General features: G+C 59.0%; 11 protein-coding genes. 1 reads left to right on the top strand and 10 read right to left on the bottom strand.

What is annotated here, in order from left to right:
- Window positions 1–2 precede the first annotated feature (2 nt).
- Window positions 3–992 carry a polyphosphate kinase 2 gene (ppk2, locus tag ACWXWJ_RS05450; RefSeq protein WP_293790990.1) on the bottom strand — a complete coding sequence of 330 codons (990 nt, stop codon included), beginning with the start codon at window positions 990–992 and terminating at the stop codon, window positions 3–5.
- 99 nt (window positions 993–1,091) lie between these two features.
- On the opposite strand from ppk2, the gene ACWXWJ_RS05445 reads away from it, so the two are divergent.
- A complete protein-coding gene (locus ACWXWJ_RS05445; protein ID WP_473963765.1) occupies window positions 1,092–2,369 on the top strand; it encodes a glycosyltransferase 87 family protein in 1,278 nt (425 codons plus the stop codon).
- 6 nt (window positions 2,370–2,375) lie between these two features.
- Here the strand turns inward: ACWXWJ_RS05445 and ACWXWJ_RS05440 are convergent, their stop codons facing one another.
- From ACWXWJ_RS05440 to ACWXWJ_RS05400, 9 genes are all read right to left on the bottom strand, one after another.
- Window positions 2,376–3,863 carry an L-serine ammonia-lyase gene (locus ACWXWJ_RS05440; protein WP_473963764.1) on the bottom strand — a complete coding sequence of 496 codons (1,488 nt, stop codon included), beginning with the start codon at window positions 3,861–3,863 and terminating at the stop codon, window positions 2,376–2,378.
- A gap of 13 nt (window positions 3,864–3,876) precedes the next feature.
- Window positions 3,877–4,206 carry a putative quinol monooxygenase gene (locus ACWXWJ_RS05435; protein WP_293790987.1) on the bottom strand — a complete coding sequence of 110 codons (330 nt, stop codon included), beginning with the start codon at window positions 4,204–4,206 and terminating at the stop codon, window positions 3,877–3,879.
- Between the two features lie 50 nt (window positions 4,207–4,256).
- The gene (locus ACWXWJ_RS05430) at window positions 4,257–6,110 is read right to left on the bottom strand and encodes an alpha/beta hydrolase (protein ID WP_473963763.1); all 1,854 of its coding nucleotides are present in this window, start codon (window positions 6,108–6,110) and stop codon (window positions 4,257–4,259) included.
- Window positions 6,097–7,947, bottom strand: a complete 1,851-nt coding sequence (locus ACWXWJ_RS05425) for an ABC-F family ATP-binding cassette domain-containing protein (protein WP_473963762.1) — start codon at window positions 7,945–7,947, stop codon at window positions 6,097–6,099. Before ACWXWJ_RS05425 ends, ACWXWJ_RS05430 begins: the two co-directional genes overlap by 14 nt.
- Entirely contained in the window at window positions 7,940–8,962 is a 1,023-nt protein-coding gene (locus ACWXWJ_RS05420; RefSeq protein WP_293790984.1) for a 4-(cytidine 5'-diphospho)-2-C-methyl-D-erythritol kinase, read from the bottom strand. The genes ACWXWJ_RS05425 and ACWXWJ_RS05420 overlap by 8 nt, the downstream gene beginning before the upstream one ends.
- Entirely contained in the window at window positions 8,959–9,927 is a 969-nt protein-coding gene (gene rsmA / locus ACWXWJ_RS05415) for a 16S rRNA (adenine(1518)-N(6)/adenine(1519)-N(6))-dimethyltransferase RsmA (RefSeq protein ID WP_473963761.1), read from the bottom strand. Before rsmA ends, ACWXWJ_RS05420 begins: the two co-directional genes overlap by 4 nt.
- A 63-nt stretch (window positions 9,928–9,990) precedes the next feature.
- Window positions 9,991–11,169 (bottom strand): transglycosylase family protein, encoded by a 1,179-nt coding sequence (locus ACWXWJ_RS05410; protein ID WP_473963760.1) that lies wholly within the window; start codon window positions 11,167–11,169, stop codon window positions 9,991–9,993.
- Between the two features lie 266 nt (window positions 11,170–11,435).
- Complete coding sequence (locus tag ACWXWJ_RS05405; RefSeq protein ID WP_473963759.1) at window positions 11,436–12,335, bottom strand: TatD family hydrolase; 900 nt, start codon at window positions 12,333–12,335, stop codon at window positions 11,436–11,438.
- A gap of 54 nt (window positions 12,336–12,389) precedes the next feature.
- Window positions 12,390–13,652: an MFS transporter gene (locus tag ACWXWJ_RS05400; RefSeq protein WP_473963758.1), complete on the bottom strand. Its 1,263-nt coding sequence runs from the start codon at window positions 13,650–13,652 to the stop codon at window positions 12,390–12,392.
- Window positions 13,653–13,654 lie beyond the last annotated feature (2 nt).

Raw genomic sequence — 13,654 nt, 5'->3', positions numbered from 1 at the left:
TCCTATTTCTTCTTCTTGGACTTCTTGTCACTCTTCTTGGACTTGGACTTGGCTTTATCCTTCTTGTTTTTGTCCTTGGATTTTTCCTTATCGCCCTTCTTGGACTTGGATTTCTTGCCGTCACTGCCGTTTTTGGACGCCGCAGCCTCCTCGGCCACACGCTTGGCTTCCTTCTTCACCAGATCCTTCTCCAGCATCTTCGCCACATCCGGAACATAACGGAACTGGGTACGCGGCGGGCGCTCATAGGTGGAATCGGATTCCGGCCGCTCCGGGATCTTCGGCACGTTCTTTTCGACATACTCCCACGGAATCGTGTTCAACAGGTGGTTGATCACGTTGATGCGGGAGCGTTTCTTATCCTCAGACTCCACTGTGTACCACGGGGCGGAGGGGATGTCGGTGTGGACGAACATTTCGTCCTTCGCACGCGAGTAGTCCTCCCAACGGGTGATGGACTGCAAATCCATTGGGGACAGCTTCCACTGGCGCAGTGGATCCGACTGGCGAGATTGGAAGCGACGAATCTGCTCTTCATCGGAAACAGAGAACCAGTACTTACGCAAGATAATGCCGTCTTCTACCAACAGTCGCTCAAAGATAGGCGCCTGGTGCAGGAAGCGACGGTACTCCTGGGTTGTACAGAAGCCCATCACGCGCTCGACACCAGCGCGGTTGTACCACGAGCGGTCGAAGATAACGATCTCACCGGCCGTCGGCAGCTTCTCAATATAGCGCTGGAAGTACCACTGACCTTGTTCGCGAGAGTTCGGCGCGGGCAGCGCCTCGATGCGACAAACACGTGGGCTGAGGTACTGGGTGATGCGCTTGATCGCGGACCCCTTGCCCGCTGCGTCGCGCCCCTCCATCACAATGACGATGCGCGCGCCGGTTTCCACCACCCACTGCTGCATTTCGACGAGTTCCGCCTGGAGCCTCTTCAGCTCCTCTTCATAGGCCTGTTTGTCCAGCTTGGGTAGTGCGTTGTTCATTGTTCCAAGCTTAGTTCTTTGCAGGCGGCAACGCCTAATGCACCACCATCGTCAACCGCTCGCGAACCTTCCGCGATGAAGATGGAATAATAAGCCTTTATGCAGACTAAGGAAGACACCCCGGCGCACGTCGAAGATTTCAGGCACCTCAAAATCGGCTTCCCTCTGAAAGTCGTACTCAGCGTACTCGCGGTGCTGTCTTTCCTTCCCACGATTGTGAACACTCGGGGCTTCCACTATCACCTGGATCTCGATGTTTATCGGGTGGGCGCGCAACGAGTACTGGATGGTCAGGAGCTTTATAGCGGCCACTTCCACATCATCGGCGATACGTTCCTGCCTTTTACCTATCCTCCTATTTCGGCGGTATTGTTCACTCCTCTTGCAGTACTTCCCTATGACCTCTCCGCCGTATTGCTCGCTTCCGCCACGGTGCTCCTTACCTGGTGGATGTTCGCCTACACTCTGCACATGGCGGCGAGGGTGGATCGCACCTCTGCCGCATGGGTCTCGGTCGCGTTGACAACTGTTCTTATCCACCTGAGCCCCATCCACACCACCTTGGCCTATGGGCAGATCAACGTGTTGTTGATGGGCATGGTTTTTGCCGATGCACTGGTCGTTCCTCGTCGTTATCGGGGTCTGCTCACGGGTGCTGCGGTAGCCATCAAATTGACGCCCGCAGTGTTCGGCCTGTGGTTCCTGTTGCGCAAGGACTGGGGTTCCATCGTGCGCATGGGTGCGGGCACGCTGGGTACCACGGCTCTGGCTTGGCTGATTCTGCCCAGTGACTCCAAGGAATATTGGACTCACACGCTGCGCGAAACCGGACGCATCGGCAACCATGAGTATGCCTTGAACCAAAGCCTTAACGGCCTCCTTCACCGCTTCGGGCTACAGACGCAGGACTCCTCAAGCTTGCTGTGGATAATCCTGGTGTGCGTCTCGCTAGTGGTCATCACCTTCGTCATGTTCAGCTTGCTCAAGGCCGATGCTCCCATCGCTGCTCTTAGCGTCAACGCGTTCTTTGCTCTGCTAGCCAGCCCGATTTCCTGGAATCACCACTGGTCTTGGGCACCGGTACTTCTGGTGGCATTAGCGGGCTACGCCTTCGCCACCCCTGCCTCCCCTGTGGGCACCCCGCGCTGGCTGTGGACTTCCCTGGTGGTATTGGGGTTCGCGGCCTTCGCCTTCGAACCCACCGCCTTCGTCCCCTTCCAGGAACAGCGTGAGCTGGATTGGAATCTCTGGCAGGTCATTGTGGGTAACTCTTACCTGTGGTGGACCATCCTTGCGTTGGCAGTGATGACCATTCACTTCGCGTTGTCCCACAAGAGCCGCCCTGTCCCTCCGTCCCCCGCTGAGACACAGAACTAGCGTGTCCTAGCACTCAGGGACATTGACTGAAACATTCGTCGCCAAGCCTCCGCCGGCAGTTTCCTTGTACTTTTCGGACATGTCCCTTCCGGTCTGTCGCATGGTCTCAATGACCTCATCCAAGGTGACATGGTGGTCTCCGTCCCCGCGCATAGCCATCTTCGCAGCATTGATGGCTTTCCCGGCGCTGATGGCATTTCTTTCGATGCATGGAATCTGCACCAAACCACCGATCGGATCACACGTAAGCCCCAGCGAATGCTCCATGGCAATCTCCGCTGCATTGGCGACCTGGCGTGGTGAACCACCTAGTACCTCCGCCAATCCAGCTGCGGCCATAGAGGCAGCGGAGCCAACCTCGCCCTGGCAGCCGACCTCAGCTCCGGAGATGCTAGCGCGTTCCTTGTACAGCGATCCAATCGCTCCCGCGGCCAGCAAGAATCGCCGGTTGACGTCAAAAGGATCCTGCTTCCCCGCAGGGGTGAACTCGCGGGCATAAAACATCACAGCCGGGATAATGCCTGCCGCTCCGTTGGTCGGGGCGGTCACCACCCGTCCACCGGCAGCGTTTTCCTCATTCACAGCGAGCGCCACCAGGTTCACCCAGTCCTCGGAAAACTCCGCGCTGCGATGCGGATCTTCCTCCATGAGCTGGTCGTACCAGCGCTTGGCGCGGCGGCGTACCATCAGAGCGCCGGGCAGCACTCCGGCAAAGGACACGCCCCGCTTGGCACAATCCTGCATGGCCTGCGCAATAGCATCCAGGTTCGCATTGATCTGCTCATCGGTGCGCAACGATTGCTCACAGCGCCGCTGCACCTCTCCCAGACTTAATCCCTCGTGTTCGGCCAGCGAGATCAGCTTGTCACCGGATTCGAACAACCACGGACCGGATAGTTCATCGAGAGTGGGAACTTCCTCTTCGGTGCGGATGAAGCCACCGCCGATGGAATAGTAGGTCTGTTTTAGTGGCTCCACGCCATTCACACCGTTGACCACAAAGGTCATCGCATTTGTATGCACCGAGCGACGCACAGTGGGACGTAAAACAATGTCCTCGAAGCCACATGTGATCGGCAAGTTTTTATCCCCTGCCAGATGGATGGTGCGCGTAGCCCGGATCTCCTCCAGGCGGGTCTGCATATAATCCGGGTCGATCTGCGCCGGATCGGCACCGTCCAGCCCCAGCAGACACGCTCCGAGCGTTCCGTGGCCCGCGCCCGTAGCCGCCAGCGAGCCATAGAGGATGATGCTGATGCTGGGACCGTTCTCGCCCTCATCGGGCAAGCTCACCACATTCGCCAGCTTGTCAGCGCCCAGCGGGTGCAAGCCCTCGTCGGAGCCTGAATCGGTGGCGCTGGGGGACGCGGCGTCATCGGCAAAAAGCGCCTTGACCTGCTGCGCGAATGAGAGCCCCGCGCGCATGGGTCCGACGGTGTGTGAGGATGACGGGCCTACGCCGATCTGGAAGAGATCGAAAACACTGACGGTCATGCTGATTACTGGGCTAGTTGTCCTCGACGCGGAACTCAGCCATGCGATCCCACTCGGTCTTGCCCGGGATCTTCGTATTGATGATCTCCGGGGTCTCCAGCAGGTACTTCGGCATTTCATCGCAGGCGCGCTTGAAGTGCTCGGACTCAACGTGTGCAACGTCGCTATCGTCCTGGAAGGCTTCGATCAGTAGGTACTCATTCGGGGTTTCCGGATCGCGGAACCAGTCGAAGAAGATGTTGCCCTCCTCCGCACGGGTGGACTCGGTGAACCAGGAGACCTCCTGCAGGAAGTTGTCGGCGAACTCTGGGCGAACCTTGTACTTAACGTTGATCAGGATCATGGTTCCCCAGCTTACGCTTTTCTGCGGTACGCAAGCAGCCCCGGCTCGTATTAGCCGTTGTCGACACCGACTTCTTTCTCCGGCCCCTGGGTGAGCATTGCCTCGTCCAGTTGTTTCCGCAGTTCTTCAGCCCGAACAGGGTTGAAGTCTTCCCCGCCGACCATCGCGAGCATGGCGTCCAGCACTCCATTGCCGTAATTGTGCCCATGTCCATTCGGCACATTGGCGGCGACGGGAAGATCCATTGTTACCTGCCAGAACGTAACAAAAGGAATCCACGACATCGACGGCGAGCGGTCGAACCCAGCGGGTTCCTTTAACCAGTCTGGTTCCCTGGCTATCAGCGACGGTGACCACCACACCACTGGATCAGAGGGGTGTTGCAGGAAAAGGATGCGCGGATGGTGCCAACCACCTGGGGAATTCAAGTCCACCTCATCGCGCCAACTCCAGATTTCATCGGTGTTTTCGGCGAAGCGCACATTCAACCCGCCCGCGTATTCCGCAGAAACCTGCGGCGAACCGGGATCGCGCCGGTCAACCAGGCCGTGCCACAACTTGTTGGAATTCGGTGGCCCCGCCCATAACAAACCATCAACGCTGGCGGCGATGTCCCGAACACCTGAAAACGCGCCGCTGCCGGCATTGGTACCTAGAGATTCGCCATAGACGTAGAGCTTAGGCCGGTGATCCTTCGGCAAAGTGTGCCACCAGTCGACGACGGTGGAAACTAGCGCCTCGCCAGCGTCTTCCACACGCTGCTGATCAGCGATGAACTGTACGCCGCTAGGCAGGTACGAGTATTGCGCCGAGGCGATAGCGGAGTCACCATCAAACATCAGCTCGAAAGCTTGAGCAGCCGTGGGGTTCACCCACCCTGTGCCGGTCGCGGGGACCACAAGCAGCGCCCGACGATCCTTTGCCCCCGTCCGTTTCAACTCATTGACCACACTTTCCGCGCGCGCCGCGTCGGTATCTTCGCTGCCATTCTTCAAGCTGGCATACACCCGGATGGGTTCTTTGCTAGGGCGGCCGGTGAGCTCTTCAAGTTCGTTCTTATAGAGCCCCAGTCCAACAAAGCGCGTACCGAAAGCACCCAGGTCTTCCCATTTATTGGGTGACGCCGAACTACCGGAACGCTCCGGCACATGAGGCTGTTTCAGGTCCGCTCTAATCTCCTGGTCACGGACAGAAAACACATTTTCAGTTGCGTGCACGATCGTGCCGGGCACAACCGTATCTACAACGAACCCCAAGGCCAGCACAACCGCCATCCAGGCAAACAATTGTCGAGTAACTCCGCCGAGACGGCGCCCGACTGGGCCTTCCTCCAAGACTTCGATCAGCCAGAGCAACCCCTTGCCCACAAGGACAATCAGCGCCCACAAGCCAATGCCAACGGGCAACACCAACAGGAACTCTCCCGCCGTATAGGCCTCCGCGCCCATTAGGTTTGCCAGCTCCTGCTGCCAGCGGACAGCGAAGGAGATCCACACCAATAGAGCCAGAATCACAATAAGGACGAAGACGACCTCCAGGCCGGTCTTGAGTTTCCCCATCCTCTGGTCACTCAGACCAACGCGGAGTTGGAAGCGGCGCACATATTCCCTGGCTTTGCGGCGCCACTTCCACAGAGGTTCGCTGAAGTATTTGTGCAGAAACGCCTCCCACAGCCAATGCAGAAAGACGCCCATGATGTAGCCCGTACCACCGGAGATACCAGCGACGACTCCCTGGAAAAGCCAGTCGCGTGGCAACAGCGAAGGGGTCAGCGAGGCTGCAAACAACAGCGCGCCGACAACCACGCCACCGGGATCAACGTGGGACTCCCACTGATCCCTGGCGGCGCTAAACCTCTCCGCAAGCTCCTCCTCGGCATCGGAGGCAACATCAGCTATCTTCAAGCTTCTCCCCAATTTCCAGCCACTTCATCTCTAGCTCGCCGTGTTCATCCTGGGCTGCCTTCAAATCTTTATCAAGCGCAGCTAACTCCTCGGTGACAGGCTCCCCAGTGGCCGCCTTCTCTGCCACCTCATTCATCTTCCCGTGGATGGAATTGATCTTTGCTTCGACCTTGGTCATCTTCCTTTCCAGCGCACTCATTTCCTTAGTGAGAGCATGAACTTCCTTGGCACCGAGGCTGGGGCGTCCAGAAGAAACAGCGTCAGACTCTGCACCGGCGACCGAACCAGCAGCGTCGAACGACAGGGTGTTCTTGCGTTCTTCCGCACTGGCCTGTTGTTTGCGGTGCTCTAGGTACTGCTCAATTCCACCGGGCAGGTTAGTCAACTGTCCATCGCCGAAAAGCGCCCAGGTGGAATCGCAGATGCGTTCGATCAGATACCGGTCGTGGGAAATGACCACGAGCGTGCCGGGCCATTCATCCAGCAAGCTTTCGAGCTCTTGCAGCGTATCGATATCGAGGTCATTGGTCGGCTCGTCCAGCAGCAGCACGTTCGGTTCGCTCATAAGCACGCGAGTGAGCTGCAGGCGGCGCTTTTCGCCACCAGAAAGATCGCCGATGGGTGTGCGTTGCCGCTTCGCGCTAAAGCCCAGGCGCTCAGCCAGTTGCGAAGCAGTGATTTCCTTTTCCCCGAAGGTCACATAGCTGGCAACATCCTCAACGGATTCGAGCAACCGCTTCGTGGGATCCAGGTCGTCCAGCTCCTGGCGTAGCCACCCCAGGCGCACAGTCTTGCCTTCCACACGACGTCCGTTGTCCAATGGCGCTTCACCGGCCAAAGTGCGCAGCAGTGTGGTCTTTCCAGAGCCATTTACTCCGACCAGGCCAATGCGTTCGCCGGGGCCGAGGCGCCAGGTCAGGTCATCGACCAGAGTGCGTCCGTCGGGCGTGGTGATACGCGCCTCTTCCAGATCGATGACCTTTTTGCCCTGACGGCGTGCGGAGAAGCTCATGAGCTCCACTTTGTTTCGCATCGGCGGCACATCGGCGATCAAAGACTCCGCGGCCTCAATGCGGTATCGCGGCTTGGAGGTACGCGCCGGTGCGCCGCGGCGCAGCCACGCCAATTCTTTACGCGCCAAGTTCTGACGTCGCTGTTCAGCGGCATCGGCCTGGCGGGCACGTTCCGCGCGAGCGAAAGTCCAGTCGTTGTAGCCGCCCTCGTACACGTCCACCACTCCGTCGTGTACCTCCCAGGTGTGGTTGGCGACGGTGTCCAGGAACCAGCGGTCGTGGGTGACGATAACCAGCGCAGTGTTGCGACTCAGTAGGTGCTCAGCGAGCCACTGCACGCCCTCGACATCCAGGTGGTTGGTCGGCTCATCCAGAATCAACAGGTCGAGATCCTGCACTAGAGCAGCGGCCAGGCCCGTGCGACGACGCTCACCACCGGAGAGCTCCTGCACCTTCGCATCCAGCCCCAGGCGGGCGATATCCAATCCGTTAAGCACGCTGCGGACCTTCGGATTGCCGGCCCATTCGTACTCCTGCAGCCCTAGTGGTTCCAGCACTGCCCCGGCGACGGTCATATCTGCCGGTGCGTCGCGCAGTACATCCTGGGTGACCATGGCCATGCGCAGGTCGTTGTTGTGGCTCACACGCCCGGAATCCGGTTCGTCCTTCTTGCTCAGAATATTCAGCAGGGTGGACTTCCCCCCACCGTTGAGCCCCACGACGCCAATCCGGTCGTTGCTATCAACGCCGAGGCTCACGTCATCGAGCAGGGTCTTTAGCCCGTAGCTCTTCGAGACTTTTTCTAGGTTAATGAGGTTAGTCACGTACTTCCTCCCTTTTTATGACGCCCGCAGCTGCAGCTGGGGAACTAGTCGTCATTGTGGAGCTGGCTTTTCCAGCAACGCTTACGGCTGTGGCAACCTCCACCGCGTCGTCAGCAGAAGCACACAGCATGGCCACGGTCGGGCCAGAGCCGGAAACGATTGCGGCAATGGCCCCGGCTTCAGCGGCGGCTCTGAGGGTTTCCCGCAGACTGGGCAGCAGACTAATGGCCGGTGCCTGCAGATCGTTGACTAGAAGTTTGCCTACCTCTTTGGGGTCACCCCCGCGAAGGGCAGTGATCAAAGCCTCGGGGCTGCCCGCGCGGGCGGCCTTTGGGCTGTTCACTTCTGCACTAGCACGCTGCTGATCGAGTTGTTTGAATACCGACGGGGTGGACAGGCCGCGTTTATCAGTGGCGATGGCCCAGTGATATGTACCTGTGGCTATCACGGGCATGAGGTTCTCGCCCTTGCCTGTGCCCCATGCGGTGCCGCCGAGGAGGCAAAAAGGAACATCTGCTCCCAGGTCAGCGGCCAGTTCTACCAGTTTTGCACTATCCGGGCGACGCGGAGCACGGGGGGCCGGAAAGTACAGCTCTGTAGCGGCAATCAGCGCGGCCGCGGCATCTGCCGAACCACCGGCCATGCCACCAGCAACGGGGATCCCTTTGTCGATATGGATATGCACGGGCTTGTCTGCCCAGGGCACATGAGCTTTCCGTGCCAAGTCTTGGATAACAGCCACAGCCTTCCACGCCAGGTTGCTGGAATCCTGCGGTACCAGGTGTGCGTCAAAGCCGGAGACGCTCCACGTGCACTCCGCGGGATCATCATCTTCGCGCAGAGCTACGGTGACCTCCTCCTTCAGGGAGACAGCCTGAAAGATCGTGTCCAGCTCATGGTAGCCATCTTCCCTGGCCGGACCTACGCCTAAGTGCAAGTTAACCTTGCCGTGCGCACTCGCCGTTATGGAGCGATATGGAGGTTTTTGGGGTCCAAAAATATGCGACACACTCATCGAGCCCCTCGCTGACTTCCTTGCAGGGAGGTCACGGCAAGCTGCACAAATTGCTGGGTGGAGAGCTTCTCGCCACGCAGGGTTGGATCGATCCCCGCGCTGCGCAGCGCCTCCTCGGCAGCTTGCCCGCTACCGAAATGGCCGGACAGTGCGGCTCTTAAGGTCTTGCGCCTTTGCAGGAATGCCGCATCGGCCAAAGCAAACACTTCACGGCGCAGCGCCTCTGATTCAGAGTTTTCTGCTTCAGTGTCTTCTGCTTCAGTGTCTTCGCCAGCTTCACGGACGATCTCCGCCCATGGCTGCTCTCCCTCGGCATAGCGGTCTATCCGCACCAGACCAGAGTCGATCTTGGGGGCAGGCCAGAAAACGTTTTTACCGATGGTCGCCGCGCGGTTGACGGAACCATAGAATCCAGCCTTCACACTGGGCACTCCATAGATTTTGGAGCCAGGAGTCGCAGCTAGGCGGTCTGCAACTTCCAGCTGCACCATGACGAGCACGCGATCGATGCTGGGGAATTCCTCCAGCATGTGCAAGAGCACAGGCACGGAAACGTTATAGGGAAGATTCGCGACCAGTGCGGTGGGAAGTGGGCGTCCCGCGTTCGCAAAGTCCTCGGCGGTGACGACCATTGCGTCCTTGAGAATCACTGCAGCGTCAAGCCCCTCGGCGCCTTGTTCTGCAAGGGTTGCGGGTAGTTTCCCGGCCAGTCGTGGGTCGATTTCGACGGCAGTGACACTCGCTCCAGTTTCCAGCAACGCTAGAGTCAAAGACCCCAGGCCAGGCCCGATTTCTACCACGTTGTCCGCGGCGGACACGTCGGCGGCCTTCACGATTTTGCGCACCGTGTTGGGATCGTGGACGAAGTTCTGCCCCAGCTTCTTGGTGGGGTTTAGGTCCAGCTCTTCGGCAAGCTGCCGGATCTCATTTGGCCCCAGCAGCCGAATCTTCCGTTCATTCACCATTCACAGGATAGTCGAGCTAGTGCCCGATAAAAACCGACGAAGGTGCGCGGTGAGGCGAGCGGGTTAGCGTATACCCAACTTGGAAGTGCAGGCAGGCCATGCGCCCCAGCCCTGGGCAGCCTGCACCTTCTTGGCTACGGCGATCTGCTGCTCGCGGGTTGCCATGTGGGCAGCCGGTGCGTACTGCGTGCCGCCGAAGCCTGCCCAGGTGGACGGGGTGAACTGCAGGCCTCCGGAGAAACCGTTGCCGGTGTTGATGGACCAGTTGCCGGTGGACTCACACTGTGCCAGCTGATCCCATACGGAACCGTCGGCTACAGACGGTGCAGCTGCGCCCGTGTTGGAGTCCTTGGAATCCTCACTGTCGGCAGCCTTCTTGGTGCCGCGGATGATTACGCGCTCCTTCGGAGCAGCGATCTCCTTGGAGGACTTCTCGTCGCGGCTTACTTCCTGGCCATTGACGGTACGGACGGTGACAGTGACGCGAGCCTTGCCCGGAGCACCCTTTTCGACAATCTTTTCCTTGCCCTCTGGCATGTTCGGGTCTTCCTTCACACGCTCCGGAGCCGGAACTTCCTTCACCTTAGTTTCATCGCGGGTGGCGATGCGGGTGACGTCAATGTGCATCCCCTCTGCCAGCGGGGTGTCTGCGGCCGGGGTGACCTTGTCTTCCTTGCCCAGCGGGGTGCCGCGCATTTCGAAGATCTCGCCCACGGTGCGGGCGGGCAGGCTCATGCGACCCTCTTCACCACCGTCGTTCAAGGTGAACTTCTTCGGGGTAACGATCTCCAGCTCCATGCCGTCGAGCGGGATTTCCTTGTTGCGCGTCTGAGACAGCTGGTTTGCAGCATCGCCACGACCGATCTGATCCAGCAGGGAGCCTACGGTCAGCGCGGTGGTATCAATTTTTTCCTGCTTGCCGTCGATGGTTAGCGCCACGGTGCGAGCACTGCGCACGGTGATCGTGGAGTTGTCGCCGATGGCCTCATCGAGTGCCGGGGTAACCATGGCACGGTTATCGATTTCCACGCCAGCGGACTTTAGGGCGCCCTTGACGTCGCCGGACATGGTGCTGGCCTGGATGATATCGCCGTTGACGTCGAGGGTGACCGACTTCTGCCCAGCGACCGCAACGCCGCCGCCGACAACCAGGGTGGCGAGCATGCCACCCGTGGCGATGCGCAGCGGGGTGGAGTTGGTGTTGTTAATGCGGTGCAGGTGGGACTTCTTCTTCGGTGACACTAGATCGTTGCCTCTCTCATTGTGACGCCCCGAGGTCTCGACTGCGCTTTTCGACTGCGCTTGTTGCTCGGGGCGCCCGAACGCCGATTTTTTTAACTTTTGTCACAATACGATAACGATCCTTGTGAGACAAAGATCCGGGGCAAAATGTTCCACAAATCACAAATATGGGGGTACATCTGCAACAACAGCAAACACGCAGGCTAACTTGCGTTAATTTTTATACGTTTTCGTTACCTCGCGTCACAGCAGAAACACACACCTCACTAGCGGAGTTCGATCCCATAGAGCCGTGCAGCATTGGCTGTCACTAGCTCACCGAGCTCCTGCGGCTTTACTCCTCGTTGTTTCGCCACACACGCCGCCGTGTAGCCCACAAAAGCCGGCTCGTTGCGTGCACCGCGAAAAGGTTCAGGCGTCATATAGGGAGCGTCGGTCTCCACGAGAACCTGTTCCGGCGGCGCAATCCGTGCCGCCTCACGAAGTTCCTCATTGCGTTTGAAAGTCACGTTGCCCGCAAAGGAGAGCACATAGCCACGATCCAGAGCTTTCTTGGCTACCTCCAGTGGAGAGGAAAAACAGTGCAGAATCACGTTCTCCGGTTGGGGCGCATCGGCCAGCACTCGCAATAGATCAGCATCCGCTTCACGGTTGTGGATCATCAACGCCTTGCCGGATTCACAGGCCAGGTCAATATGGAAGCGCAGTGCCTCCTCCTGCACCTCAATGCTCGGGGTCTCCTCCCCATCTCCTGCATCTTTGCCAATCCAATAGGCATCCAATCCAGTTTCACCAATCGCCACACAGCGTGGGTGAAAGGCCATCTCCCGCAAACGCTCACGCACCTTTTCCGTCACAGTCTGAGCCTTTGTGGGGTGCACAGCGCAGGCCGCCCATACACGATCATGAAACTCCGTGGCCTGCAAGGCCTTCTCCGTTTCCTCAATACCATCGCCAACCGTGCATACCCCGCGCACACCAACCGCATATGCGCGATCCATAAACTCCCCCACCAAGCGCCGGTGATCGTCCTCGCCAAACTCGCGAACATCCGCATCCTCCCTGCGCTGGTTCTTCAATACCGTGGACCAGAGGTGAGTGTGCGAATCGAAAAGGGGCACAATCGGCTCGGGTGGAACAGGGGTGGGACGCTTCTTTTTGGCCATGCGCACCACCTTAATACCCTTTGGCGGCTGGTTATCAGCAACCGTCATCGGCCGTCAGCGATCGTCGACGAATACCCTCCGACTAGCCACCAATCCCGCGCCCAGCAGGACGACATTGAATCCCACGAGAACACTCAGTCCGGTGGTCCAGGACGCTGTGGCGTCATAAAGAGCACCAAAACCAAAAGGCCCAATGCAGGCGACGGTGTACCCGATGCCCTGCGCGCCCGACGAAAGCACCGCAGCGGCCCTCGGTTCGCGAGTGCGGGTCGCGATCAGCATCAACCCGAGCGGGAAGGTCGAGCATCCCAGCGACACCAGCGAAATCCACACCACCGGCAGGCGCATGGGGTCAGTAATCACCATCAGCAGCGCAACGAACATGCAGCTACAAGAGAGGATCGTCACCGCCGCTGCACCGCGTTCGAAGCGCGAGGTCATCCACGGCACCAAGAAGGATGACGCCGTGCCGACGATGGCGAACACTCCGCCGATAACCCCACCAAGCTGCGCCGAGCCACCGGACTCCACAATGATCTTTGGCGCCCAGGTGATAAAGCAGTAGGAAATCGAGGAGGTCATGGCGAACATGACCACAATCCCCCAGCTCACGGGGTTCTTCCAAATATGACTATAGGCGCCGCGGGACTCGTTGTTTTTGTTGTTTATGACGCCCATCAGCTTCCGCGGGTGCGCCTGTCGCAACATCTCGCCACCGCGTTGGCTGGCGGTTCCCGGAGTCACAGCAAACACAAGCACACCCCAGCACAGCAGCGCCAAAAGCGGCGGGATGGCCCACACTCCGATCGCCACACGCCAGCCTCCGAGTTCGGCGAGCGGCACGGCAACGACAGAAGCAGTGGCCATGCTGACCTGCCCGACTGCCATGTAGGCAATGGACATGACCGTGAGCTTGAAAGGAAAATAGTCCTTAATCACGGCGGGTAAGAGGGTGTTGGTTATACCAACCCCAACCAGCCCGATCATGGTGCCGGCAAGGAACAGCATCTCGTTGGATGCGATAGTTCTTAGTCCAAATCCGGCGGTAGCGAGCACCATTGCCGTGCTAATGACGGCCCGAAAAGACAACGCCTTGGCCATGGGACCAGAAAGGATCGCGGCAACGGCAAACATTGCGGTAGGAGCCATTCCCACTAAGCCGATGAATAGCCCGGAAGCCTCCAGCCCATCGGCGACCTGGTCCGCGATGGGCGGAAAAGTGCTCACAGGGCTGCGCAAGTTGGAGCTAGTCAGCAATACCGCCAATGCCGCAATGAAAGCGACGGCGGAAGGGATGCGACGCACTCCTTGTCGCACAG

The sequence above is a fragment of the Corynebacterium sp. p3-SID1761 genome (assembly GCF_055862885.1).
Note: the sequence above shows the minus strand (reverse complement) of the source record. Positions and strands in the feature narration are given on the sequence as shown.

What these genes read in the sequence shown, in the direction of transcription:
- ppk2 (WP_293790990.1), bottom strand. Translation starts at nt 992, where the DNA reads ATGAACAACGCACTACCCAAGCTGGACAAACAGGCCTATGAAGAGGAG.
- ACWXWJ_RS05445 (WP_473963765.1), top strand. Translation starts at nt 1,092, where the DNA reads ATGCAGACTAAGGAAGACACCCCGGCGCACGTCGAAGATTTCAGGCAC.
- ACWXWJ_RS05440 (WP_473963764.1), bottom strand. Translation starts at nt 3,863, where the DNA reads ATGACCGTCAGTGTTTTCGATCTCTTCCAGATCGGCGTAGGCCCGTCA.
- ACWXWJ_RS05435 (WP_293790987.1), bottom strand. Translation starts at nt 4,206, where the DNA reads ATGATCCTGATCAACGTTAAGTACAAGGTTCGCCCAGAGTTCGCCGAC.
- ACWXWJ_RS05420 (WP_293790984.1), bottom strand. Translation starts at nt 8,962, where the DNA reads ATGAGTGTGTCGCATATTTTTGGACCCCAAAAACCTCCATATCGCTCC.
- rsmA (WP_473963761.1), bottom strand. Translation starts at nt 9,927, where the DNA reads ATGGTGAATGAACGGAAGATTCGGCTGCTGGGGCCAAATGAGATCCGG.
- ACWXWJ_RS05405 (WP_473963759.1), bottom strand. Translation starts at nt 12,335, where the DNA reads ATGGCCAAAAAGAAGCGTCCCACCCCTGTTCCACCCGAGCCGATTGTG.